The organism is Pseudomonas sp. SIMBA_068, assembly GCF_046534705.1.
Classification (GTDB): Bacteria; Pseudomonadota; Gammaproteobacteria; order Pseudomonadales; family Pseudomonadaceae; genus Aquipseudomonas; species Aquipseudomonas putida.
This window is the reverse complement of record NZ_JAWRYI010000289.1, coordinates 1-296: the sequence shown is the minus strand read 5'-3', so window position 1 is coordinate 296 and position 296 is coordinate 1. Positions and strand designations below refer to the sequence as shown.

Below are 296 nucleotides of genomic sequence, written 5' to 3'. Positions count from 1 at the left end.
GACGGGTCGAACGGCGGCTCGTCGTAGGCCGGCTGATCACGCTGTGGCTCGGCCACGGCAGGCTGCGGCGCAACAACGGGCTCGGGGGCGGCAGCAACCGGCTGCACAGGCGCTATAGGCGCTACAGGCTCTTCCCAAGGCAGGTCGATGACCTCGGCGGCGGGCTGCGGCGCCGGTGCTGCGGTCTCTACGGGCGCCTCAACGACAGGCGCGGGCTGAGCAACCGCAGGCACCTGCTCGACGGCCGGCGCGACCGGGGCCGGCACAGCTTGCGCGACGACCGGCACCACGGGCTC

The 296-nt window shown here is 73.6% G+C and carries 1 pseudogene; it reads right to left on the bottom strand.

From position 1 onward, the window contains the following. A pseudogene (locus tag SB756_RS29210) lies at window positions 1-296 on the bottom strand (DNA polymerase III subunit gamma/tau); the annotation flags it as partial.